The organism is Streptomyces sp. NPDC001717, assembly GCF_042892775.1.
Taxonomy (GTDB): domain Bacteria; phylum Actinomycetota; class Actinomycetes; order Streptomycetales; family Streptomycetaceae; genus Streptomyces.
In genome coordinates this window covers 52575-74449 of record NZ_JBIAUK010000036.1, presented here as the reverse complement: position 1 = coordinate 74449, position 21875 = coordinate 52575, and the positions used below count along the sequence as shown (strand labels likewise).

Genomic DNA, 21875 nt, shown 5'->3' with positions numbered 1-21875 from the left:
TATCAACTTCTGGCGTTGATTTTTGGCACGCTGTTGAGTTCTCAAGGAACGGACGCTTCCTTTGTACTCACCCTCTCGGGCTTTCCTCCGGGCTTTCGTTCTTGCGATTCAGACTCTATCAGAGTCTTTCTCGCTTGCTTTCCAGGTTCTTCGCTTTCGCGTTTTCCCTTTCCGGCGGTTCCGACTCTATCAGATCCTTTCGGGCCTGACTCCCAGTCAGCGGGCTTTGCGTTCCGGGCTGTTGGGCCCTTCCGGCGAGTGAGACAGTAGCGGATTCCCTGCCCCCGAACCTAATCGGCGGCTGCGTCATCGGACGCGGATTCCTCATTCGCAAATACGCATGAAAACGGGACGACGAAGTGCGTCGTTTCGTTCGAATGTGTAGTGCGGGATGGCTGTCCGGGGACCGACCGGGGTCGGCGCTCACTTCGGACAACTCGAAGAACCTTACGGACCTGGGACACCTGTGTCAACCCCAGGCTGACCGGTCGGCGGGCGGACCGGAAGGGGCCGCGCGGGAGGCCGAAACCTCACGACGTCTCGGCCTCCTTCCCTCTACCCTCGATGCATGACTACGCATGCGCTCACGCTCAGCCTTCGCTGGTGGGCCGCCTGACGGCGGCCGACCTTCCACGCGAGCACGCATGCGCTCACGGCCGCCGCTTCGGCGGCCGTTTCTGTTTCTCCCCCTCCCGGGAGTGGCTCGGTCGCCCGATGCGGCGGCTTCCACACCACCACTCACACGAGGGAGAGCAGGACATGACGAGGATCTTCAGCGGGATCACGCCGTCGGGGCATCTGACGCTGGGCAACTATCTGGGTGCCATCCGGCAGTGGGTCGCGGCCGAGCAGCCGGCCGGGGACGCGCTGTTCTGCGTCGTCGACCTGCACGCGCTGACCACCGAGCACGATCCGGCGCGAGTGGGCCGGCTCAGCAGGCAGGCCGCGACGCTGTTCCTCGCCGCCGGGCTGGATCCGCAGCGGTGCACCCTCTTCGTACAGAGCCATGTCGACGAGCACACCCGGCTGTCGTACCTGCTGGAGTGCACGGCCACCGACGGGGAGCTGCGGAGGATGATCCAGTACCGGGAGAAGGCGGCGAAGGCCGAGACCTCCGGGCAGGGGGTACGGCTGTCCCTGCTGACGTATCCCGTGCTGATGGCCGCCGACATCCTGGCGTACGGGACGGACGAGGTGCCGGTGGGTGAGGACCAGCGGCAGCACGTGGAGCTGACCCGGGACCTGGCGGTGCGGTTCAACCAGCGGTACGGGCACACCTTCACCGTGCCGAAGGCGACGGTTCCGACGGTCGCCGCGCGGGTCATGGACCTCCAGCAGCCCACCTCGAAGATGGGGAAGTCCTCCGAGAACGGCGCCGGGATCGTCTACCTGCTCGACGAGCCGGCGGTGATCGCCAAGAAGGTGATGCGGGCCGTGACGGACAGCGGGGACGACGGGGTGGTCTACGACCGGGCCGCCCGGCCCGGGGTGGCGAACCTGCTGGACGTCCTGGCCGCCTGCACGGGGGGCGAGCCGGAGAAGCTCGCCGCGGGGTACAGCCAGTACGGGCCGCTGAAGCGGGATGTCGCCGAGGCCGTGGTGGAGCTGCTGCGGCCCTTGCAGGAGCGGCACGCGGAGCTGGCGGCCGATCCGGGCGAGGTGGAGCGGGTACTGCGGGAGGGCGCCGGGCGGGCCCGGGCGCTGGCGCGGCCGGTGGTGGACCGGGCGTACCGGGCCATCGGACTGCTCGCGGCCTGAAGAGGGGAGAGGGGAATGCGGCGGGCCCGGCGGTGCCGGGCCCGCCGCGGGGTGGTGCTCCGGTCAGTTGCTGCCGCCGGCGAGTTCGCGGCTGCGGTCGCGGGCGGCTTCGAGGGCTGCGATCAGGGCGGCGCGTACGCCGTGCTTCTCCAGCTCGACGATGGCGTTGATGGTCGTACCGGCCGGGGAGGTGACGGCCTCGCGGAGCTTGACCGGGTGCTCGCCGCTGTCGCGGAGCATCACGGCGGCGCCGATCGCGGCCTGGACGATCAGGTCGTGGGCCTGGGCGCGGGGCAGGCCGAGGAGGATGCCGGCGTCCGTCATCGCCTCGACGAGGTAGTAGAAGTACGCGGGCCCGGAGCCGGAGAGGGCGGTGGCCGCGTCCTGCTGGGACTCGGGGACGCGCAGGGTCTTGCCGACTCCGCCGAAGATCTCCTCGGTGTGGGCGAGGTGCTCCGCGGTGGCGTGGCTGCCGGCCGAGATGACGGACATGGCCTCGTCGACGAGGGCGGGGGTGTTCGTCATGACGCGGACGACCGGGGTGCCGGGGGCGAGCCGTTCCTCGAAGAAGGAGGTGGGGATGCCCGCGGCGCCGCTGATGACCAGGCGGTCGGCGGGGACGTGCGGGGCGAGCTCTTCGAGGAGCTTGCCCATGTCCTGCGGCTTGACGGTGAGGATCAGGGTGTCGGCGCGTTTGGCGGCCTCGGCGTTGGAGACGGACTCGACGCCGTAGCGGGTGCTGAGCTCCTCGGCGCGTTCGGCGCGGCGGGCGGTGACGAGGAGTTTCGAGGCGGGCCGGCCGCCGCGGATCATTCCGCTGAGCAGGGCCTCGCCGATCTTGCCGGTACCGAGGACTGCCACTGTCTGGGTCATGCCCGATTCACCTCGCCGAACTGTTCTGGCTGTTCTGACTGTTCTCCACATCCTTGCACCCGGGCCGAGGAGTGGGCGGGAGTGTCCGGAGTGCGGTCAGGGGGTGCGGCGGCGGAGGGTGGCCGCTCCGAGGGCCAGTACGAGCAGGGCGCAGGCGGCGACGATCACGGCGTCGCGGACGAAGTCGGCGGTCGTGTCGGTGTGGGTGAGGACCTGGGTCATGCCGTCGACGGCGTACGACATGGGCAGGACGTCCGAGATGCCTTCGAGGACCGGGTGCATGGTGCTGCGGGCCGCGAAGAGGCCGCAGAGGAGCAGCTGGGGGAAGATCACCGCCGGCATGAACTGGACGGCCTGGAACTCGGAGGCGGCGAAGGCGGAGACGAAGAGTCCGAGGGCCGTGCCGAGGAGGGCGTCGAGCAGGGCGACGAGCAGGAGCAGCCAGGGCGAGCCGATGACGTCGAGGCCGAGCAGCCAGAGGGCGAGGCCGGTGGCGAGGAGGGACTGGACCACGGCGACGGCGCCGAAGGCGAGGGCGTAGCCGGCGATGAGGTCGCCCTTGCCCAGTGGCATGGCGAGGAGGCGTTCGAGGGTGCCGGAGGTGCGCTCGCGGAGGGTCGCGATGGAGGTCACCAGGAACATGGTGATGAGGGGGAAGATCCCGAGGAGCGACGCGCCGATGCTGTCGAAGGTTCGGGGGCTGCCGTCGAAAACGAAGCGCAGCAGGGTCAGCATCAGGACGGGGACCAGCAGCATCAGCGCGATGGAGCGCGGGTCGTGGCGGAGCTGGCGCAGGACGCGGCCGGCGGTGGCGAGGGTGCGGGCGCCGTTCATCCCTGGGTCTCCCTTGCGAGGGCGTCGTCTCGGTCGTTGTCTCGGTCGTTGTCTCGGGCGTTGGCTTCGTCGACCAGGCGGAGGAAGCCCTCTTCGACGGTGTTCGAGTCGGTACGGGTGCGCAGTGCGTCGGGGGTGTCCTGCGCGAGGATGCGGCCCTCGCGCATGAGGAGCAGGTCGTGGCAGCGCTCGGCCTCGTCCATGACGTGGGAGGAGACGAGGATCGTCGCGCCGCGGGTGGTGGTGATGTCGTGGAAGAGGTTCCACAGGTCACGGCGCAGGACGGGGTCGAGGCCGACGGTGGGTTCGTCGAGGACGAGCAGCTCGGGGGTGCCGAGCAGGGCGACGGCGAGGGAGACGCGGCTGCGCTGGCCTCCGGAGAGGTTGCCGGCGAGGGCGTCGGCGCGGCTGGTGAGGTCGACGTCGGTGATGGCGCGGTGCACGGCGGCGGCGCGGCGTTCCGCCGCAGGCCGGCCGGGGTCGAGGATCGCGGCGAAGTAGTCGAGGTTCTGCCGGACGGTGAGGTCGTCGTAGACGGACGGCGCCTGGGTGACGTAGCCGATGCGGGAGCGGAGCTCGGGGTGGCCGGCGGGGCGGCCGAGGACGTCGAGGGTGCCGGTGACGTGGGCCTGGGTGCCGACGACGGCGCGCATGAGGGTGGATTTGCCGCAGCCGGAGGGGCCGAGGAGGCCGGTGATGCGGCCGCGGGGGACGTCGAAGGCGATGCCGTCGAGGACGGTGCGCGGGGTGCGGCCGGTGCCGCGGCGGACGGTGAGGTCGTCGGCGTGGACGGCGGGGTGGACGGCGGGGTCCGGTGGCGCGGCGGCACCGTCGCGCGGGTTATTCATCATGTGATGAATAATGCTCCTGGCTGTGCCGGGGCGTCAATCGGCCGGGGGCTCGGAGTGGGGGAGCTCGGCTCGGGAGCCGTTACTTCTTGCGCTTGGGGCGACGCGCGGCGGGGTTGCCCGTGCGGGCGCTGCGACGGCGCTCGAATTCGGTCTTGGCCCGCTCGTACTCGGTGCGGCGGAGCTTCTCGCCGGGGGCCTCGGTGAGGGAGCGCAGGAAGTACGCGAAGAGGGAGCCGATGAAACCGATCGCCTTGAGGCCCTTGAGGGCGGCCTCGTCGGAGGACGGGGCGGGGCGGCGGCCGAAGGACTCCCAGGTCTTGGCGAAGGCGATGGCGCTGGCGATCGCGAAGAGGACGACGACGGAGATGCTGAGGAACGGGCCGACGTCGCCGATCTCCAGGCCCTCGTAGGCGAGGCGGAGCAGGTAGGCGGCGGCCGCGGCGGCGAGGAACGAGCCGACGGCCAGGCCGGCGCGGCGCAGGGCGTAGCCGCCGTCGTGGTTCACCCAGGTGGTCCCGAAGAACCGGATCGGCTCGGGCTCGGGGCCGGTGGGCGCCGGGGCCTGCGCGGCCGGCTCGGCGGGGGTGCTCTGGTCTCGCTGGTCGTCGTCGCTCACACCAGCGATTATCCCCCGCCGGGCCGGTCGGGCCGGGTGCGTCTCACGTGTCAGACGGGGCCCGTGCGGGGCCCGGACGGGGCGGCTCCCCCGGAGCTCGCCGGTCGAGCGCGCGGTCCGGGGCCGGGCGGGGCGGGTCGGGCGGGGCCGGGGAGGAGGCTCCCCGGCCCCGGCCCGTCAGCCGCAGTGGGCGGCCACGTAGCCGTCGCTGCCCGTCTTCACGTACGCGTCCGAGACGAACTGACCGTTGCCGATGCAGTCCCAAAGGCTCGTGGTGCCGTACGGACCCGAGACGGTGGTGCCCTCGCACTGGCAGCGGATCGTGACCCAGGCTCCGAGCGTCAGGACCTTGACCACCGAGTAGCTCGTGCCGGGTCCGCTGCGCACCTTCAGCTGGACGCCGGGTGCGACCGGATAGGACTGGTAGCCCGAGTCTCCGGCGAGGCCCTGAGCCTCATTCAGGTCGTTCACTTCGTTCTCAACCGACATGAAACGTCTCCCCCCTTGAGCATGACGCTCTGCAACTCGCGCAGGCTAGCAGGACCTTCCCGATTCATATGAGCCATCGACTAGGCTCCGGCGGGGGTGGTCGGAGGTGCACTCACTGCGCGCGGAACGGGCCGGGTTTCCGGAATACGCCGGGCAGTACCGGCTGGAATCGGTGCTGGGTTCCGGCGGCATGGGCGTGGTGCATTTGGCCACCTCCGACTCCGGGCTGCGGCTCGCCGTCAAGGTCGTACACGCCGAGCACGCGGTGGATCCGGAATTCAGGGCCCGCTTCCGACAGGAGGTCGCGGCCGCGCGCCGGGTGAGCGGGGCCTTCACCGCTCCCGTCGTGGACGCGGACCCGGATGCCGAACGGCCGTGGATGGCCACGCTCTTCATCGACGCCCCGACCCTCGCCGACCGGGTACGCGAACGTCCCCTGGACGCGGCCGAAGCGGCCCGGCTCGGGGCCGGGCTCGCGGAGGCGCTGCGGGACATCCACCGGGTGGGGGTGGTGCACCGCGACCTGAAGCCCAGCAACGTCCTGATGGCGCCCGACGGGGTGCGGGTCATCGACTTCGGGATCTCCCGGCCTGCCGACAGCGATCTGCGGACCGAGACCGGAAAGCTGATCGGGACGCCGCCCTTCATGGCACCCGAGCAGTTCCAGCGGCCGAAGGAGGTGGGGCCGGCCGCGGACGTGTTCGCGATGGGCGCCGTCCTGGTGCACGCGCTGACCGGACACGGGCCGTTCGACTCCGACAGCCACTACCTGGTCGCGTACCAGGTGGTGCACAACGAACCCGACCTCACCGGGGTGCCGCCCGCGCTCGCGCCGATCGTCGCCCGCTGCCTCGCGAAGGATCCGGCCGACCGGCCCACGCCCGACGCGCTGCTCCTCGAACTGCGGGCCGCCGCGTACCCGACGGGCGAGGAGACCCGGGCCTTCATACCGCAGCCCCGACGGCCGTCGGGCGACGAGTCGAAGCCGAGCAGTGCCGAGGTCGACACCCACCGACGGGTGCGCCTTCCCGCCGCGGGGCCGAGTCGGAAGCGCAGGACCTGGCGCCTCGCCGCAGCAGCGGCTGTCACGGTGTTGCTGACGGGCGGGGCCGCCGGGGCCTACGCGGAGTTCGGGCCCGCCGGGGCCGAGGCGGGCCAGCGGGTCTCCGACAAGGGCGCGCCCGGGCGGGGGGCGGCCCCGGAAGCGCGCACGCCGTGGTCCGCCACGGTCGGCGGTCCCGGGCAGGGGAATGCGGTGGCGGCCTGTTCGTGGGGGCCGGGGGCCCTTTACTGTTCCGCGCCCGGTGTCCTCGCGGCCCGACTGAACCCGGCCGACGGCAGGGCGCGCTGGTCGGTACCGGCGACGGCCGGGGGTCCCCGGACGCCAGGGGCCACGTCCACCGCGCCCGTGGTGAACGGAGACCTGCTGCTCTCCGTGGCACCGGGGAGCGGAGCGCTCCAGGCGATCGATCCGGCCACCGGTGCGCTGCGGTGGCACAAGGACCTGCCGCAGGGCACGCGGACGGTGCCGTGCGGCCGGAGGGTCCTTCTCGTGACGGATTCCGGGAACGCCACGGCGGTCGACGCGGCGACCGGGAAGGCGGAGTGGTCCAAGCGCCTGGGCGGAACGGGGGCCCTGTGGGCCGTCGGTCCGGAGCAGGCGAAGGGCAGTCGCGACCTGTACGTCTCGACGCGCTCCCCCGACGGCACCTGGTCGCAGGTCGCGGCCTTCGACTCGGAGAGCGGCACGCCCCAATGGCAACTCCGTGTGCCGGGGACCCTCGATCCCCTCGGTACGGCACAGGGCGGGCTGTACCTGCTGTCGAGCGACGCCCACGGTATGACCGGGGCGGTCGTGCGCATCGACCTGGGCTCGCGCGCGGTGCGGCGTACCGCGCTGTCGGTCTCCCAGTTGCAGGCCGAGGCCGCCGTCGGACCGGACGGGGTGGTCTACGTCATGGGCATCTCGGGCGCGCTGGCGGCCATCGGCCCCGACAAGGAGCTCTGGCGGCTGGAGACCGCGGTGAGCGCCGCCTCCCGCCCGGTCGCCGACGGCGGGCGCGTGTACATGACGGCGGCCGACGGGCGGCTGATCGGCATCGATGCCGCGGCCGGTCGGCTGGTCGGGCAGACGATCCCGCGCATGGGCAACGGCAAGGGGACCTACACCGCCACGATCCCCGCCCCCGTCGTCGCCGACGGTCGGGTGTTCGGGTCCGCGCCCGATGGGACCGTGTTCGCCGTGGACGCGGCGAACCCCGCCGGGTGGTGATGCGGCCGGCGGGGTTCGGGGGTGGTGCGGTGGGTCAGCCCAGGCGGCTGACGTCGCGGACCGCGCCCTTGTCGGCGCTGGTGGCCATCGCTGCGTACGCGCGCAGGGCCGCCGAGACCGTGCGGTCGCGGTCCTTCGGGGCGTAGACGCCGCCCAGGGCCTCGTGGCGGGCCGCCAGCGTGGCCTCGTCCACCAGGAGCTCGATCGAGCGGTTCGGGATGTCGATGCGGATCCGGTCGCCGTTCTCGACGACCGCGATGTTGCCGCCCGAGGCCGCCTCCGGGGAGGCGTGGCCGATGGAGAGGCCCGAGGTGCCGCCGGAGAAGCGGCCGTCCGTCACCAGCGCGCAGACCTTGCCGAGGCCGCGGCCCTTGAGGAAGGAGGTCGGGTAGAGCATCTCCTGCATGCCGGGGCCGCCGCGCGGGCCCTCGTAGCGGATGACGACGACGTCGCCCGCCTTGATCTCCTTGCGGAGGATCTTGTCGACGGCCTCGTCCTGCGACTCGCAGACGACCGCCGGGCCCTCGAACGTCCAGATCGACTCGTCGACACCGGCCGTCTTGACCACGCAGCCGTCGACGGCGAGGTTGCCCTTGAGGACGGCCAGGCCGCCGTCCTTGGAGTACGCGTGCTGGACGGAGCGGATGCAGCCGCCCTCGGCGTCGAGGTCCAGGGTCTCCCAGCGCTCGGACTGGGAGAAGGCGGTGGCGGAGCGGACGCAGCCGGGGGCCGCGTGCCACAGCTCCATGGCCTCTTCGGAGGCGGTGCCGGAGCGGGCGTCCCACTTCGCCAGCCAGTCCTCCAGGTTGGTGGAGTGGACCGAGGTGACGTCCTTGTTCAGGAGGCCGCCGCGGTGCAGCTCGCCGAGGATGGCGGGGATGCCGCCGGCCCGGTGGATGTCCTCCATGTAGTACGTGCCGCCGGGCGCCACGTTCGGTGCGACCTTCGCCAGGCACGGGACGCGGCGCGAAACGGCGTCGATGTCCTTGAGGTCGTAGTCCAGACCGGCTTCCTGGGCCGCGGCCAGCAGGTGCAGGATCGTGTTGGTGGAGCCGCCCATGGCGATGTCGAGGGCCATGGCGTTCTCGAAGGCCTCGCGGGAGGCGATGTTGCGGGGCAGGACGGAGGCGTCGTCCTGCTCGTAGTACCGCTTGGTGATCTCGACGACGGTACGGCCGGCCTCCTCGTACAGGGCGCGTCGGGCGGTGTGCGTGGCGAGCGTCGAGCCGTTGCCGGGGAGGGCCAGGCCGATGGCCTCGGCGAGGCAGTTCATCGAGTTGGCGGTGAACATGCCGGAACAGCTGCCACAGGTGGGACAGGCGTTCTCCTCGATGCGCAGCACGTCCTCGTCGGAGACGTTCTCGTTCGCCGCGTCGACCATGGCGTCGATCAGGTCGAGCTTGCGGACGGTGCCGTCCACCAGGGTCGCCTGGCCGGCCTCCATCGGGCCGCCGGAGACGAAGACGACCGGGATGTTGAGGCGCATGGCGGCCATCAGCATGCCGGGGGTGATCTTGTCGCAGTTGGAGATGCAGATCAGGGCGTCGGCGCAGTGCGCCTCGACCATGTACTCCACGCTGTCCGCGATCAGGTCGCGGGAGGGCAGGGAGTAGAGCATGCCGGCGTGTCCCATCGCGATGCCGTCGTCGACGGCGATCGTGTTGAACTCGCGCGGGATGGCACCGGCGGCACGGATCGCGTCGGAGACGATGCGGCCGACGGGCGCCAGGTGCGTGTGCCCGGGGACGAACTCGGTGAACGAGTTGGCGACCGCGATGATCGGCTTGCCGATGTCCTCGCTCGCTACGCCCGAGGCGCGCATTAGGGCGCGCGCGCCCGCCATGTTGCGGCCGTGGGTGACGGTGCGGGACCTCAGCTCGGGCATGGTTCACTCCCCATGAGTGCGGCTGTACGGTCAGCCGCGACTGCGGATATGGCTCAGCTACGAGGCTACGCCCACCGCTCGCGATCCGGACGGCTCGTCCGGATCCCGGGACGAGAGGGTCACTCTTCGGGCAGGTTCAGGCCTCGGTCAGGTACCGCTGCAGGGTGGGCGCCACGAGGGTCACGATGGCCTCCGGATCCGCCGAGGCCAGCGGCTCGACCCGGACCACGTACCGCAGGATCGCGATGCCGACCATGTGCGAGGCGGCCAGTTCCGCCCGGAACGTCGGATCGGGGACGTCGAGCTCGACGGCGACCCGCTCCAGCACCCGGCGCAGCACCAGCCCGCGCAGCACCTTCGCGGCGGCTTCGTGGGTGAGCGCGGAGCGGATGACGGCGAGCAGCGGGACCCGGGTGACCGGGTTCTCCCACACCCCCAGGAAATAGCGGGCGAGTCGCTCCCCGATCCCCTCCGGCCCCTCGCCGAGGATCGCCGGGACCACCAGGGCGGGCTCCATGCTCACCTCGATGGCGGCGGCGAAGAGGTCTTCCTTGCTGCCGAAGTAGTGGTGCACGAGCGCCGGGTCCACGCCGGCCACCTTCGCGATGCCGCGCACGGACGTCTTGTCGTACCCGCGTTCCGCGAACACCTCGCGGGCGGCGAGCCGGATGCGTTCCTGGGTGCCGGGACCGTCGTCGGCCTCGTCCTGCCGCGGCCGCCCCGGACCGCGGCGCCGCTTCACGGGCTCGCTCACGGCCGCCGGACCCCGTGCCGGTGGGCCGTCGGGGCCGTCGGGGCCGTGGCGAGGTGCAGGCGCGTGAACGCCAGCGCTTCGGCGAGATCGGCCTCCCGCTCGGCCGAGGACATGGCCCGCCGCGTGTTCACCTCGATGACGACGTGCCCGTCGAAGGAACTCCCGGCCAGCCGCTCCAGCAGCTCCGCGCAGGGCTGCGTGCCCCGCCCCGGGACCAGGTGCTCGTCCTTCGCCGAACCGTTTCCGTCGGCGAGGTGCACGTGGGCCAGCCGGTCGCCCATCCGGTCGATCATCGCGGTGGCGTCGGTCCGCGCCGTCGCCGTGTGGGAGAGATCGACGGTGAAATGCCGGTAGTCGTCCTTGGTCACGTCCCACTCGGGCGCGTAGGCGAGCATCTCCCGGTCCCGGTAGCGCCACGGGTACATGTTCTCGACGGCGAACCGGACATCGGTCTCGTCGGCCATCCGCCAGATCCCGGCCACGAACTCCCGCGCGTACTGGCGCTGCCACCGGAAGGGCGGATGGACGACCACGGTCGACGCCCCCAGCCGCTCGGCGGCGGCCTGCGCCCGCTGCAGCTTCGTCCACGGATCGGTCGACCACACCCGCTGCGTGATCAGCAGGCAGGGCGCGTGCACGGCGAGGATCGGCATCCCGTGCTGGTCCGACAGCCGCCGCAGGGCGTCCACGTCCTGGCTGACCGGGTCCGTCCAGACCATGACCTCGACGCCGTCGTAGCCGAGGCGCGCGGCGATCTCGAAGGCGGTCGCCGTGGACTCCGGGTAGACGGAGGCGGTGGAAAGGGCGACTTTCGCGGTCGGGACACGGACTGGTTCTGCCACGGGGACAGCGTACGGGGCGCGGCGGACCCGGGCGGGATGGCTTTGCTCACCCGAGGCCCGCCGCTTACCGCCCGCGTACGGTGGAAGTGGCCGCTTGCTCCCGTACAGGAGGGAAAGGCCATGCCAGAACACAGGGTCGGCACGCAGGAGGAATTCGAGGCGGCCCGCCGGGAACTGCTCGTGGAGGAGAAGGAGCTCACGCGCCGCGGCGACGAGCTCGCGCGCAAGCGCCGCGACCTCCCCTGGGTACCGGTGGAGAAGGACTACCTCTTCGAGACCGCCCGGGGCACCGAACCCCTCGCGGACCTCTTCGACGGCCGCTCGCAACTCCTGGTCTACCACTTCATGTTCGGTCCGCCCTACGAGGCCGGCTGCCCGGTCTGCTCCTCGATCGCGGACACCCTCGACCCCAACGCGGTCCATCTCGCGGCCCGCGACGTCACCCTGGTCTGCTCCTCGCGCGCCCCCGTGGACAAACTCCTCGCCTACCGCGACCGGATGGGCTGGTCCTTCGACTGGGTCTCCTCCGGCGGCAGCGACTTCCACCGCGACCTGGGGTTCCAGTACACGGAGGAGGATCTGGCCCCCTTCCTCCGGGGCGAGATCCCCCCGACCGTGACCCAGATGGCGAAGGCGACCGGCACGGACGTCCTCGGTTACGTCACGGAGGGTCCCGGCCTGAGCTGCTACGCCCTCGCGGACGGCACCGTCCACCGGACGTACGTCACCACGGCCCGCGGCCTCGAACCGGCCATGGCCTACTACGGCCTCCTCGACCGCACCCCGCGGGGCCGCCACGAGGAGGGCGAGCAGACGCACTGGCTGCGCCGCCACGACGAGTACGGGCTGCCCTGAGGGCGCGGATGCCCGCCGGGTCCCTGCCGGTCCCTGTCAGGTGCCCGCCGGGTGCCCGCCGGGTGCCGGGCCGTGGCGGGTACGGACCGGCGTCGGCGTCCGGGCGGGGGGTGCCGCTGCGCGGAGCTGCTCCCCGCCCCGCCCTTCCACCGTTCCCCGGGGCTCCGCCCCGGACCCCGGTCCTCAAACGCCGGACGGGCTGAAAGACCAGGCCACAGCCCCAAAGGCCGGTCCCGCCTACGGGGGGGGACCCCGCCCCCTACCCCACCGGCTCCCCCGGCGTCGGCAAGTGGTCCAGGCGGCGCAGGATCACGCCCTCGCGCAACGCCCACGGGCAGATTTCCAGGGCGTCCACGCCGAACAGGTCCATCGCGCCCTCCGCGACCAGCGCGCCCGCCAGGAGCTGGTTGGCCCGGCCCTCCGAGACGCCCGGGAGGGCCGACCGCTGGGCCGTGGTCATCGCGGCCAGCCGGGGGACCCACTCCTCCAGGGACTTGCGGGTCAGGTCGCGCTGGACGTACAGGCCCTCCGCCGAGCGGGCCGCGCCCGTGATGCGCGCCAGCTGCTTGAAGGTCTTCGAGGTCGCCACGACGTGGTCCGGCACGCCGAAGCGGCTGAACTCGCCGACCGTCCGGGCGATCTCCGCCCGGACGTGCCTGCGCAGGGAGCGGATGTCCAGCGGGTCGGGCGGGTCCCCCGGGAGCCAGCCCGCGGTGAGGCGGCCGGCGCCCAGCGGGAGGGAGACGGCCGCGTCCGGGTCCTCGTCGATGCCGAACGCGATCTCCAGCGAGCCGCCGCCGATGTCGAGGACCAGCAGCTTGCCCGCGGACCAGCCGAACCACCGCCGCGCCGCCAGGAAGGTCAGCCGGGCCTCGTCGTCGCCGCTGAGCACCGGCAGGTCGATGCCGACCTCGGCCTTGACCCGCGCCAGGACCTCGTCCGCGTTGGTGGCCTCGCGCACGGCGCTGGTCGCGAAGGGAAGGACGTCCTCGCACCCCTTGTCCTCGGCGGCCTGCACGGCATCGGCGAGGACGGTGATCAGACGCTCTATGCCCTCGGGAGTGACGGCGCCGCCCCCGTCCAGCAGCTCCGCCAGCCGCATCTCCACCTTGTGCGAATGCGCCGGCAGCGGGCGCGCGCCGGGGTGCGCGTCCACCACCAGCAGGTGGACCGTATTCGAACCCACATCCAGGACACCGAGTCTCATAGGGGGAAACGCTACTGCGGCGAACGCGTGGGGGTCTCGTAAGGGGCGTTTACGCTTGGGTTTGTGCCAAATATGAAGAAGGCCGACAAGACCCGGTCCAAGAAGGACGCGGGCAAGGGCAAGGCCAAGAGCAGCCCCAGCAGCATGCAGAAGAACGAAGCCGACGAGAAGGGCCTGGACTTCCCCCGGGCCTGGGTGGAGTTCCCCGACCCCGCCGACGCGGAACAGGTCTTCCGCTGCGACCTGACCTGGCTGACCTCCCGCTGGACCTGCATCTTCGGCAGCGGCTGCCAGGGCATCCAGGCGGGCAGGGCCGACGACGGCTGCTGCACGCTGGGCGCGCACTTCTCCGACGAGGACGACGAGAAGCGGGTCGCCGAGCACGTGGCGCGGCTGACGCCGGAGCTGTGGCAGTTCCACGACGTGGGCAGCGAGACCGGCTGGACGCAGTTCGACGACGACGGCGAGAAGCAGACCCGCCGCTGGGACGGCGCCTGCATCTTCCTGAACCGGCCCGGTTTCCCGGCCGGGGCCGGCTGCTCGCTGCACATCCTGGCCCTGAAGAACGGGCAGGAGCCGCTGGAGACCAAGCCCGACGTGTGCTGGCAGCTGCCGATCCGTCGCACGTACGACTGGATCGACCGGCCCGACGACACCCGCGTGCTCCAGGTGTCGATCGGCGAGTACGACCGCCGCGGCTGGGGCCCCGGCGGCCACGACCTGCACTGGTGGTGCACGTCGGCCACGTCCGCGCACGGCGCCGGCAAGCCGGTGTACGAGTCGTACAAGGCGGAGCTGACCGAGCTGATGGGCAAGGAGGGCTACGCGGCCCTCGTGGAGCTGTGCGAGGCGCGGCTGTCGTCGCTGCTGCCGATGGCTCCGCACCCGGCGGACCCGGCGAACCCGGCCTAGGCGGCACACGGCCTGACGGCACCCGGCCCGGGCGGCGCCCCGCTCACGTCCCCGGTGTCGCCCCCGGGGCCGGGGAAGCCGTTCCGCCCGACCCCGGCCCCGGCTCGCTCGCGCCGGGTGTCGGCGTCGGGGATCCGGGCGGGGTCTCGGACGGCGTCGGGGTGGGGGTCGGCGTCGGAGTCGGGGTGGGGGTCGGCTGCGGCCCCTCGGACTGCCCCGGAGTCGGCGTCGGGACCGGAGTCGGCGTCGAGGGCGGCTGCGGTGCCGGGCGCCCCCTGCCCTGGATGGAGACCACGGTGCCGCCCGGGTCCACTCCCACGCGAGCCCTCCAGGCGCCCACGGGCTGGGCGTCGTGGTCCACGGCGATGGTCAGGGTGACCGATTCTCCTGGGGCCAGCGTTCCCGCCGTACGGCTCGCGCGCAGCCAGGGCGCGTCGGACCACAGCCGCCAGTCGACCGGCGCGCCGCCGGAGGCGGTGAGGGTGAGCACGGTGGTGCTGCCGTACGAGGACGCGACCACGGTGAGCCGGCCGGCGGCCCCGGCGCGGTCCGTCACCGGGGGGCCGCTGCTGATGACCTCCACGGAGACGTCCGGTTCCTCGCTGCCCGGGGCGAAGCCGGGTGCGCCGGTGGTGGTGGCGGTGTTCCCGGTGTTCTCGTACGCGGCCAGCGGGTGGCCGTCGGTACGGGCGGTCGGGAGTTCCGACTCGCTCGCGGAGATGCGTGCGGACGCGCCGCCGACGGGCTCGGCCGTGCTGGGCGCGCCCCGGTAGGCCGCCCACAGCGCCAGGACCGGGGCGGCGACGACGGTGGCGACGACGGTGGTGGTCACGGCGCGGGCGCGCAGCCGGTCGCGGCGGGCGGCGCGGTCCTTGGGGTCCATCGGGAAGCCGGTGCGGTCGAAGCGCGGGCCGGGGCCGCGTCCCCGGCCGGCGCGTCCGGAGCGGAGCATCGCGGCGTGGACGGCGGTACGGGGTGCCGGGACGAGCGGGAGGCCGACCGGGTCGATGCCGCCGGAGCCGGGCCAGGGGGCGCCGGCGCCCACGCGTTCGGCGACGCGGCGGCAGCGCGGGCAGTCGTCGACGTGTCGTACGAGCTCGGCGCGCAGGCTGCCGGAGAGGAGCACGCCCCCGGATCCGGCGCCGAATCCGGCCGCCCCGGACCCTGCGCCACCGGTCCCGTCGTCGCCGGTGAGCCGGGAGACCGTCGGGCAGTTGCCGGTCTCGACGACGGCGAGGGCGGCGCGGGTGCGTTCCACCTCGCAGGCGGCGCCGGTCAGCAGCTCGCGGGCGGCGGCCGGGGCCGTACCGAGGACGGCGGCGAGTTCGCCGACGCCGAGGCGGTGGCGGACGGCGAGTTCGAGGGCCTCCCGCTGTTCGGGCGTGGTGCCGGCGGCCTCGGGCCAGGCGAGCCGGGCCAGCTCGGTACGGCGGTAGGCGCTGACGTCAAGCGGTCGGTGCGCGGGCGGTGCCGCCGTCGCGGGGTCCGGACCACCGTCGCCCCCCGGCGCACGGCCGCGCCCGGTGTGCTCCGGCGCACGCCGGGCGGAATGCGCGCCCTGTCTCATGCGCCGCTGTTCGGCGAGTCTGCGCAGGCAACCCCAGCGGGCGAGGGCGTACAGCCAGGCCCGCCGGTCCCCCTCGTGGGGGCAGCGGCCGGGGTACCGCTCGGCCACGGCGAGGACGTCGCCCAGCACGTCGGTTGCGGTGTCGTGGTCGCACAGCACCGACAGGCAGTACGTGAACAGGCCGTCCAGGTAGGGCTCGTGCCGGAAGGCGGGCGGCTGCTCCGCGTCGAGAGGGGCGCGCCCGTGCGCCCGGTGTGCGCCGGTGCGCGGTGAGGGGTGTGCCTGGTGGCTGCTGTTCACCTGGCGACCGTAGGCGGCACGCCGGTGACGCCTCGGAAGCCTTCGGCACATTTAGCCCTTACGGGTGAACAGATCGGTACGGCACTGACACGGGCACTGACGGCCCCGGCCGCACCCCCGTACCGGACGGAGGGCCCCGCTGTCGGTGGCGGCGGCTACCGTTGCGGCATGGCTGCCCGTACATCTCGTTCATCCGCCAAGGACCGGCCGTCCTACCGCTGCTCCGAGTGCGGCTGGACGACCGCGAAATGGCTCGGCCGGTGTCCCGAATGCCAGGCGTGGGGCACCGTCGAGGAGATGGGCGCGCCCGCCGTGCGGACCACCGCCGCCGGGCGGGTGTCCGCGGCGGCACTGCCGATCGCGCAGGTCGACGGGCGGACGGCGACCGCGCGCAGCACCGGCGTGGACGAGCTGGACCGGGTCCTCGGCGGCGGGCTCGTGCCCGGCGCCGTCGTCCTGCTCGCCGGGGAGCCGGGCGTCGGGAAGTCGACGCTGCTGCTGGACGTCGCGGCGAAGGCGGCGAGCGACGAGCACCGCACCCTGTACGTCACGGGCGAGGAGTCAGCGAGCCAGGTGCGGCTGCGCGCCGACCGGATCAACGCGCTGAGCGACCACCTCTACCTGGCCGCCGAGACCGATCTGTCCGCCGTGCTCGGGCACCTGGACGCGGTGAAGCCCTCCCTCCTCATCCTCGACTCCGTACAGACCGTCGCCTCGCCCGAGATCGACGGCGCGCCCGGCGGGATGGCGCAGGTCCGCGAGGTGGCCGGCGCGCTGATCCGGGCCTCGAAGGAGCGCGGCATGTCCACGCTCCTCGTCGGCCACGTGACGAAGGAGGGGGCCATCGCCGGCCCCCGGCTGCTGGAGCACCTGGTCGACGTGGTGCTGAGCTTCGAGGGCGACCGGCACGCCCGGCTGCGGCTCGTGCGCGGCGTCAAGAACCGGTACGGCGCGACCGACGAGGTCGGCTGCTTCGAGCTGCACGACGAGGGGATCACCGGGCTCGCCGACCCGAGCGGGCTGTTCCTGACCCGCCGGGCCGAGGCGGTTCCCGGCACCTGCCTGACGGTGACCCTGGAGGGCAAGCGCCCGCTGGTCGCCGAGGTGCAGGCGCTGACGGTGGATTCGCAGATCCCCTCCCCGCGGCGCACCACCTCGGGCCTGGAGACCTCGCGCGTCTCGATGATGTTGGCGGTGCTGGAGCAGCGCGGCCGGATCACCGCGCTCGGCAAGCGCGACATCTACAGCGCGACGGTGGGCGGGGTGAAGCTCACCGAGCCCGCCGCCGACCTGGCGATCGCGCTCGCCCTGGCCTCGGCCGCCAGTGACGTGCCGCTCCCGAAGAACCTGGTGGCCATCGGGGAGGTCGGGCTGGCGGGCGAGGTGCGGCGCGTGACGGGCGTACAGCGCCGGCTCGCGGAGGCGCACCGGCTCGGGTTCACGCACGCGCTGGTGCCGGCCGATCCGGGGAAGGTGCCCGCCGGGATGAAGGTCATAGAGGTCGCCGACATGGGCGACGCGCTGCGGGTCCTGCCGCGCGGCCGGTCCCGTACGCCGGCCAAGGAGCGGGCCGCGGACTGACGCGCGCATCCCATGATCAGGGAGTCCGTACGGGGCTCCGCGGGGCCCCGCCTGGCCAAGCCACGGCGGGCCCGCAGCGCGCGCCGGTAGACTTCTGGATGGTCCGCCCGGCCGGAGGCAGGCGGCGCAACCCGCGACCGGAGGAGTGCAGTGGCAGCCAAGGACGGGGCAGCAGCACCCGGGAAGTCCGGCGCGAGCTCCAAGCACGAGGCGTTGATGCGCGCTTCGCTGAGCGCGGTCGCCCCTGGTCAGCCGCTGCGTGACGGCCTCGAACGGATCGTTCGCGGCAACACCGGCGGGCTCATCGTCCTCGGCATGGACAAGGCCGTCGAAGCGATGTGCACCGGCGGTTTCGTACTGGACGTGGAGTTCACGGCGACCCGGCTGCGCGAGCTGTGCAAGCTCGACGGCGCGCTCATCCTCGACAAGGACATCACCAAGATCCTGCGGGCCGGCGTCCAGCTGGTGCCGGACGCGTCGATTCCGACGGAGGAGACGGGCACCCGTCACCGGACCGCGGACCGCGTCTCGAAGCAGTGCGGCTTCCCCGTGGTGTCGGTCTCCCAGTCCATGCGGCTGATCGCGCTGTACGTGGACGGCGAGCGTCGCGTCCTGGAGGAGTCCGGGGCGATCCTGTCCCGCGCGAACCAGGCGCTGGCCACGCTGGAGCGGTACAAGCTCCGCCTCGACGAGGTCGCGGGCACGCTGTCGGCGCTGGAGATCGAGGACCTGGTCACGGTGCGCGACGTGACGGCGGTCGCGCAGCGGCTGGAAATGGTCCGCCGGATCGCGACCGAGATCGCCGAGTACGTGGTCGAACTGGGCACGGACGGGCGACTGCTGTCGCTCCAGCTGGACGAGCTGACGGTCGGGATCGAGCAGGAGCGGGAGCTCGTCATCCGGGACTACGTGCCGGAGCCGACGGCGAAGCGTTCCCGCACGGTGGACGAGGCGCTGTCCGAGCTGGACGCGCTGACGCACGCGGAGCTGCTGGAACTGCCGATCGTGGCGCGTGCGCTGGGGTACACCGGCTCGCCGGAGACCCTGGACTCGGCGGTGTCCCCGCGGGGCTACCGGCTGCTGGCGAAGATCCCCCGGCTGCCGGGGGCGATCATCGAGCGGCTGGTCGAGCACTTCGGCGGGCTGCAGAAGCTGCTGGCGGCCTCGGTGGACGACCTGCAGGCGGTGGACGGGGTCGGCGAGGCGCGGGCGCGCAGCGTCCGCGAGGGGCTGTCCCGCCTGGCGGAGTCGTCCATCCTGGAGCGCTACGTCTAGGCTGCCCGCCACTGCCGGGGCTCCGCCGACGGGGCTGTTCTTCCCGCGCCGCGCCGCTGTCGGGGGCTCCGCCCTCGAACCCCCGCTCCTCGAACGGGGCACCTCCCAGCGGTAGCCGGCGGAGGGTCCGGGCAGAACCCGGGAAGCGGCGCCGCGGGCGAGCTCGGGGCGGAGCCCCGGCAAGGGGCCGGGGGCGGCCCCCCGGGTCAGTCCTGCTTCAGGACGAACGAGGTTCGGGTCACCTGCATGCCCGGTGCCTTGACCTCGACCACGTACGTGTCAGGACCCGCGGACCCCGCCGGGGGCGACTGGCACTGGTCGGGCGCGCTGAACCGGCGGTCCCAGTCCAGCGGCTGCTTCGTCTCGCCGCCCGCCGGGATGCGGAAGAACGCGTTGCCCGCGCCCGTCGGGCAGTCCGCCGAGGACCAGACCGCCTTGCTCGTGGTCGCCTGAAGGATGGTCAGGACCGCCTGCTTCGGGCCGAGGTCGACCTTGCAGGTGCTGCCCGAGGTGTTGCGGGTGATGAGTTCGAGGCGGGGCTTCTCGTTCGCCTCGTACTCGTTCTTCACGCTCTTCACCTCCCACTGCAGCGCACCCGGCGCGCACGTGATGAGCGGCGAGTCCGCCGGGACGGCCGCCGAGCCGCCCGAGCCGCCGGAACCACCCGAACCGCCGGAAGCGGAGGCTCCGCCCTTGCCGGCGCCCGGGTCGCCGTTCTTGCCCGAACCGCCGTCGGACCCGGAGGAGGCGCCGCCGCCCGAGGACTCCGCGCGGCCGCCCGGGGCGGTGCCGATCGCGGGTCCCGTGCCGGAGGGTCCGGGGGTGATGGCGGTGACGGTGTCGGGGCCCTTCTGGCCCTTGCCGTTCGTACTCGTCTTCCCCCCGCCGGAACTGACGGTCCATACGGCGAGGAGCGCGAGGAGCGCGACGACGGACGCCAGCACGGCCCTCCTTCGCCAGTAGATGGAGGAGGGGAGCGGCCCGACCGGATTGCGCAGAGATCCCACGAACGGAACCTTACGAGAGTTCACGGCCCGATCAGTGCCCCACATGCCGCGCAGCGGGCTCGATTTGCCGATGATCGGCCTGCGGGCGCAATCGCGGTGGGCCAAAACCGGCCAAGCGTCTGATGCCCCGTTGACCTCGTCCTCAGTACCGTCGGTCACCATGCACGGCTCGGATCTCTATCGCGACATCACCGACTTCGCCCACTCCACCCCCGCCTGGACGCAGTCGGCGTTCGTGGTCTGGACCGAGTACGGGCTCCTTCTCTTCGGCCTCCTCTTCACGACCGTCTGGTGGCGCTCGCGCGGAAGGGCGGGCGGCCCCCGCCCGGTGGCGCTCGCCGTCCTCGCGCCGCTCGCCACCGCGGTCGCGTACGTCGCGTCCGAGACCGTCAAGTCGGTCGTCGACGAGGAGCGACCCTGCCGGGCCGTCGCCGGGGCCGCGGCTGCGCTCGTCGCCTGCCCCGCGCCCGGAGACTGGTCCTTCCCGAGCAACCACGCCGCCATCGCGGGCGCCGCCGCCGTCGCGCTGGCCCTCGCCGTGCCCCGGCTGGCGCTCCTGACCGTGCCGCTCGCGCTGCTGATGGCCTTCTCCCGCGTCTACGTCGGCGTGCACTACCCGCACGACGTGGCGGCCGGCCTGCTGCTGGGCGGCTCCCTGGCCGCCGTCCTCGTCCTCGCGCTCACCGGCCCGGCCTGCGCGGTCGTCGCCGCCGTGCGGGCGAGCGGGCTGCGCCCCGCCGTCTGGTTCACCGGTCCGGGCCCGGCGTCAAAGACGGGCTAGCCCGAAACGTGCCAGGATGCCGTCTGCCATGACTGCTTCCGCTTCCGCATCCGCCGCCGCGTCCCCCGCCTCCTCGCACGCGCTGCACGACCCCGTCATCGCGTGGTTCGACGAGCACGCCCGCGACCTGCCCTGGCGCCGCCCCGAGGCCGGCCCCTGGGGGGTCATGGTCAGCGAGTTCATGCTCCAGCAGACCCCCGTCAGCCGGGTCCTGCCGGTCTACGAGCAGTGGATCGCCCGCTGGCCGCGCCCCGCCGACCTGGCCGCCGAGGCCCCCGGTGAGGCCGTACGGGCCTGGGGGCGGCTCGGCTACCCCCGCCGGGCCCTGCGCCTGCACGGCGCGGCCGTCGCGATAACGGAGCGGCACGGGGGCGACGTACCGAGCGAGCACGCGCAGCTCCTCGCGCTGCCCGGGATCGGCGAGTACACGGCGGCCGCCGTGGCCTCCTTCGCGTACGGGCAGCGGCACGCCGTGCTCGACACGAACGTGCGGCGGGTCTTCGCGCGCACCACCACCGGGATCGAGTACCCGCCGAACGCCACCACGGCCGCCGAGCGGCGCCTGGCCCGGGAGCTTCTCCCCGAGGACGAGGAGACCGCGGCCCGCTGGGCGGCGGCCTCGATGGAGCTCGGCGCGCTGGTGTGCACGGCCAAGAGCCCCGACTGCGCCCGCTGCCCGGTGGCCGGGCTGTGCGCCTGGCGGCTCGCCGGGAAGCCGGCGCACGACGGGCCGCCGCGGCGCGGGCAGACGTACGCGGGCACGGACCGGCAGGTGCGCGGCCGGCTGCTGGCCGTGCTCCGGGAGGCCGTGGGACCCGTACCGCAGTCCGTGCTCGACACGGTCTGGGACGAGCCGGTGCAGCGGGCCCGGGCGCTGGACGGGCTGGTCTCGGACGGGCTGGTGGAGCCGCTCGCGGGGTCCCTGTACCGGCTTCCCATGACGTGAGGCCGGTGCGTGGACCACTCCCGGACCGCTCCCGGACCGCTCCCGGATCCTCCGGGAGCAGTTCGGGATGGCCGGCCGATGACTGCCGGATGACTGTCGGATGACGTGGCGGCGACGGGATCCGAAGGGGCGTCAACACCCCTCGCCAACAAGGTGGTAGACGACTCAACCATTCCGCTTCCCTCGGGAAACCCCAGCTCACAGCCGCTGTTACACAACCTATGGGTGTCCGTGCGCCCACCGAGGTCTGGACCGCACAGTGCCGTGACA

19 protein-coding genes are annotated in these 21875 nt (G+C 72.9%); 8 read left to right on the top strand and 11 right to left on the bottom strand.

The window, feature by feature from the left end; genetic code table 11:
* Window positions 1–759 precede the first annotated feature (759 nt).
* The gene (gene trpS / locus ACFYZL_RS35370) at window positions 760–1758 is read left to right on the top strand and encodes a tryptophan--tRNA ligase (protein WP_384756686.1); all 999 of its coding nucleotides are present in this window, start codon (window positions 760–762) and stop codon (window positions 1756–1758) included.
* 63 nt (window positions 1759–1821) lie between these two features.
* Here the strand turns inward: trpS and proC are convergent, their stop codons facing one another.
* From proC to ACFYZL_RS35345, 5 genes are all read right to left on the bottom strand, one after another.
* Window positions 1822–2631 carry a pyrroline-5-carboxylate reductase gene (proC, locus tag ACFYZL_RS35365; protein ID WP_384582163.1) on the bottom strand — a complete coding sequence of 270 codons (810 nt, stop codon included), beginning with the start codon at window positions 2629–2631 and terminating at the stop codon, window positions 1822–1824.
* Window positions 2632–2727: 96 nt separating this feature from the next.
* A complete protein-coding gene (locus ACFYZL_RS35360) occupies window positions 2728–3465 on the bottom strand; it encodes an ABC transporter permease (protein WP_388684711.1) in 738 nt (245 codons plus the stop codon).
* On the bottom strand, window positions 3462–4316 hold the full coding sequence (locus ACFYZL_RS35355; protein WP_388684708.1) for an ABC transporter ATP-binding protein: 855 nt from the start codon (window positions 4314–4316) through the stop codon (window positions 3462–3464). Before ACFYZL_RS35355 ends, ACFYZL_RS35360 begins: the two co-directional genes overlap by 4 nt.
* A 79-nt stretch (window positions 4317–4395) precedes the next feature.
* Complete coding sequence (locus tag ACFYZL_RS35350; protein ID WP_388684705.1) at window positions 4396–4932, bottom strand: hypothetical protein; 537 nt, start codon at window positions 4930–4932, stop codon at window positions 4396–4398.
* A 177-nt stretch (window positions 4933–5109) separates the two neighbouring features.
* Window positions 5110–5421 (bottom strand): peptidase, encoded by a 312-nt coding sequence (locus ACFYZL_RS35345; RefSeq protein ID WP_384756675.1) that lies wholly within the window; start codon window positions 5419–5421, stop codon window positions 5110–5112.
* A gap of 106 nt (window positions 5422–5527) precedes the next feature.
* On the opposite strand from ACFYZL_RS35345, the gene ACFYZL_RS35340 reads away from it, so the two are divergent.
* Window positions 5528–7693 (top strand): PQQ-binding-like beta-propeller repeat protein, encoded by a 2166-nt coding sequence (locus ACFYZL_RS35340; RefSeq protein ID WP_384756674.1) that lies wholly within the window; start codon window positions 5528–5530, stop codon window positions 7691–7693.
* Between the two features lie 34 nt (window positions 7694–7727).
* On the opposite strand, the gene ilvD is transcribed toward ACFYZL_RS35340, so the two are convergent.
* The 3 genes from ilvD to ACFYZL_RS35325 all read right to left on the bottom strand — a co-directional run bounded on the left by ilvD (window position 7728) and on the right by ACFYZL_RS35325 (window position 11174).
* On the bottom strand, window positions 7728–9578 hold the full coding sequence (ilvD, locus tag ACFYZL_RS35335) for a dihydroxy-acid dehydratase (RefSeq protein ID WP_388684702.1): 1851 nt from the start codon (window positions 9576–9578) through the stop codon (window positions 7728–7730).
* Window positions 9579–9714: 136 nt separating this feature from the next.
* A complete protein-coding gene (locus ACFYZL_RS35330; RefSeq protein ID WP_384756668.1) occupies window positions 9715–10332 on the bottom strand; it encodes a TetR family transcriptional regulator in 618 nt (205 codons plus the stop codon).
* Window positions 10329–11174 (bottom strand): sugar phosphate isomerase/epimerase family protein, encoded by an 846-nt coding sequence (locus tag ACFYZL_RS35325; protein WP_388684699.1) that lies wholly within the window; start codon window positions 11172–11174, stop codon window positions 10329–10331. Before ACFYZL_RS35325 ends, ACFYZL_RS35330 begins: the two co-directional genes overlap by 4 nt.
* Before the next feature lie 120 nt (window positions 11175–11294).
* On the opposite strand from ACFYZL_RS35325, the gene ACFYZL_RS35320 reads away from it, so the two are divergent.
* The gene (locus ACFYZL_RS35320) at window positions 11295–12029 is read left to right on the top strand and encodes a DUF899 domain-containing protein (protein ID WP_384756663.1); all 735 of its coding nucleotides are present in this window, start codon (window positions 11295–11297) and stop codon (window positions 12027–12029) included.
* A 259-nt stretch (window positions 12030–12288) separates the two neighbouring features.
* Here ACFYZL_RS35320 and ACFYZL_RS35315 read toward each other — a convergent pair whose 3' ends face one another.
* Window positions 12289–13236 carry a Ppx/GppA family phosphatase gene (locus ACFYZL_RS35315; protein ID WP_384756107.1) on the bottom strand — a complete coding sequence of 316 codons (948 nt, stop codon included), beginning with the start codon at window positions 13234–13236 and terminating at the stop codon, window positions 12289–12291.
* Window positions 13237–13380: 144 nt separating this feature from the next.
* Here ACFYZL_RS35315 and ACFYZL_RS35310 point away from each other — a divergent pair, with 144 nt between their 5' ends.
* The gene (locus tag ACFYZL_RS35310; protein ID WP_388684720.1) at window positions 13381–14148 is read left to right on the top strand and encodes a hypothetical protein; all 768 of its coding nucleotides are present in this window, start codon (window positions 13381–13383) and stop codon (window positions 14146–14148) included.
* A gap of 43 nt (window positions 14149–14191) precedes the next feature.
* Here ACFYZL_RS35310 and ACFYZL_RS35305 read toward each other — a convergent pair whose 3' ends face one another.
* The gene (locus tag ACFYZL_RS35305; protein WP_388684697.1) at window positions 14192–16015 is read right to left on the bottom strand and encodes a hypothetical protein; all 1824 of its coding nucleotides are present in this window, start codon (window positions 16013–16015) and stop codon (window positions 14192–14194) included.
* Window positions 16016–16183: 168 nt separating this feature from the next.
* Between ACFYZL_RS35305 and radA the strand changes: the two genes are divergently transcribed.
* Entirely contained in the window at window positions 16184–17596 is a 1413-nt protein-coding gene (gene radA, locus ACFYZL_RS35300) for a DNA repair protein RadA (RefSeq protein WP_384756101.1), read from the top strand.
* Window positions 17597–17746: 150 nt separating this feature from the next.
* Window positions 17747–18871, top strand: a complete 1125-nt coding sequence (gene disA / locus ACFYZL_RS35295) for a DNA integrity scanning diadenylate cyclase DisA (RefSeq protein WP_384756098.1) — start codon at window positions 17747–17749, stop codon at window positions 18869–18871.
* 206 nt (window positions 18872–19077) lie between these two features.
* Here disA and ACFYZL_RS35290 read toward each other — a convergent pair whose 3' ends face one another.
* A complete protein-coding gene (locus tag ACFYZL_RS35290) occupies window positions 19078–19878 on the bottom strand; it encodes a hypothetical protein (protein WP_388684694.1) in 801 nt (266 codons plus the stop codon).
* A 160-nt stretch (window positions 19879–20038) separates the two neighbouring features.
* On the opposite strand from ACFYZL_RS35290, the gene ACFYZL_RS35285 reads away from it, so the two are divergent.
* The gene (locus tag ACFYZL_RS35285; protein ID WP_388684692.1) at window positions 20039–20659 is read left to right on the top strand and encodes a phosphatase PAP2 family protein; all 621 of its coding nucleotides are present in this window, start codon (window positions 20039–20041) and stop codon (window positions 20657–20659) included.
* A 28-nt stretch (window positions 20660–20687) separates the two neighbouring features.
* On the top strand, window positions 20688–21605 hold the full coding sequence (locus ACFYZL_RS35280) for an A/G-specific adenine glycosylase (RefSeq protein ID WP_384756089.1): 918 nt from the start codon (window positions 20688–20690) through the stop codon (window positions 21603–21605).
* Window positions 21606–21875: the final 270 nt, after the last annotated feature.

Excerpts from the sequence above, each read along its gene's own strand:
- trpS (WP_384756686.1), top strand. The coding sequence starts at position 760 with ATGACGAGGATCTTCAGCGGGATCACGCCGTCGGGGCATCTGACGCTG.
- proC (WP_384582163.1), bottom strand. The coding sequence starts at position 2,631 with ATGACCCAGACAGTGGCAGTCCTCGGTACCGGCAAGATCGGCGAGGCC.
- ACFYZL_RS35360 (WP_388684711.1), bottom strand. The coding sequence starts at position 3,465 with ATGAACGGCGCCCGCACCCTCGCCACCGCCGGCCGCGTCCTGCGCCAG.
- ACFYZL_RS35355 (WP_388684708.1), bottom strand. The coding sequence starts at position 4,316 with ATGATGAATAACCCGCGCGACGGTGCCGCCGCGCCACCGGACCCCGCC.
- ACFYZL_RS35345 (WP_384756675.1), bottom strand. The coding sequence starts at position 5,421 with ATGTCGGTTGAGAACGAAGTGAACGACCTGAATGAGGCTCAGGGCCTC.
- ilvD (WP_388684702.1), bottom strand. The coding sequence starts at position 9,578 with ATGCCCGAGCTGAGGTCCCGCACCGTCACCCACGGCCGCAACATGGCG.
- ACFYZL_RS35320 (WP_384756663.1), top strand. The coding sequence starts at position 11,295 with ATGCCAGAACACAGGGTCGGCACGCAGGAGGAATTCGAGGCGGCCCGC.
- ACFYZL_RS35315 (WP_384756107.1), bottom strand. The coding sequence starts at position 13,236 with ATGAGACTCGGTGTCCTGGATGTGGGTTCGAATACGGTCCACCTGCTG.
- ACFYZL_RS35310 (WP_388684720.1), top strand. The coding sequence starts at position 13,381 with ATGCAGAAGAACGAAGCCGACGAGAAGGGCCTGGACTTCCCCCGGGCC.
- radA (WP_384756101.1), top strand. The coding sequence starts at position 16,184 with ATGGCTGCCCGTACATCTCGTTCATCCGCCAAGGACCGGCCGTCCTAC.
- ACFYZL_RS35285 (WP_388684692.1), top strand. The coding sequence starts at position 20,039 with ATGCACGGCTCGGATCTCTATCGCGACATCACCGACTTCGCCCACTCC.
- ACFYZL_RS35280 (WP_384756089.1), top strand. The coding sequence starts at position 20,688 with ATGACTGCTTCCGCTTCCGCATCCGCCGCCGCGTCCCCCGCCTCCTCG.